Source organism: Vibrio sp. 779(2023) (assembly GCF_033344285.1).
Lineage (GTDB): Bacteria > Pseudomonadota > Gammaproteobacteria > Enterobacterales > Vibrionaceae > Vibrio > Vibrio alginolyticus.
Genome location: NZ_JAWPOM010000197.1, coordinates 1 through 1,092, shown reverse-complemented (window position 1 = coordinate 1,092; position 1,092 = coordinate 1). Strand labels below are relative to the sequence as shown.

Here is a 1,092-nt window from a genome sequence, read left to right as displayed (position 1 = left end):
AATGGTGCGAAGATTCGTTTCTGTTGCTGCTCATCGATGCCGATGCCTGAGTCTTGCACGGAAAACTCGATGATGGCTTCCGATTCATTACTTTCAAGCGTGGTAATCGAAAGCTCTACACTGCCTCGTTCCGTAAATTTAACGGCATTGGACATGAAGTTCATGATCACCTGACGCAAGCGGTGATCGTCAATGACGATGTGATAAGGCGTGTTTGGGCTAATGCTGACGGTTAATTCGATGCCTTTCTCTTTTGCTTTTGGGGACACGATTGAGGCGATGTCATAAATTGATTCTCGCACGCAGGTTGAATGAGGACTTATCAGCAACATGCCGGCCTCAATTTTGGAAAAATCCAACACGTCGTTAATCAGGCTGAGCAGCAATTGGGAAGACGTCTCTATTGTGTCGACGTAATCTCGCTGTGTAGCCGTCAACGGGGTGTCTGCCAGCACTTCAGAAATACCTATCACACCGTTGAGCGGAGTACGAATCTCGTGCGACATGTTCGCTAGGAAGCTACTTTTCGCTTTGCTGGCTTCAATCGCGTCGTCTTTGGCGCGCTCGGCATCTTCTTTGGCTTTGGTGAGTTTCTGCTTTGCTTGCTCTCTCTCATGACTGAGTTTTTCCACTTCTTGAGCAAACTTGCTTAACTCATCTTTGCCTTTGATGAGCTCAGAAAGTGGTGAGTCTTCGCTGTAATTTTCGCGGCTTAAAAACTCGAGAACAAGATGCAGGTTGTTGGTCACTTTACGCACCAAGCGAATGGTTAAACTGATAACAAGAATTGTCACCAACGACATGATAACAATGAATACCAACCGCTGTTGCGTGGTTGCTTTAATGGTTTGTGCGAGCTTCGTTTGCAGCTCATGTTCCATCGTATCGTCGATGTCATGAAGTAGCGCCAGTCGCGTGTTCAGCGCAGCAAGTCCAGCTCCCGTTTTAAGAGGAGATAACGCTTGTAGTTCCTCTTGGTTAAGTAACTGATCACGAAATTCTTGGCTAGTTTGAAATACCTTGTTGCTAAAGGTTTCTATCAGCAATTGGACTTGGTTCTGGTTGGCATTGAGTGCGACGAAGCGCTCTACA

The 1,092-nt window shown here is 46.5% G+C and carries 1 protein-coding gene; it reads right to left on the bottom strand.

The features are described 5' to 3' along the window. A partial coding sequence (locus R8O70_RS26045; RefSeq protein ID WP_318184566.1) for a histidine kinase dimerization/phospho-acceptor domain-containing protein occupies positions 1 to 1,092 on the bottom strand: 1,092 nt, incomplete at both ends.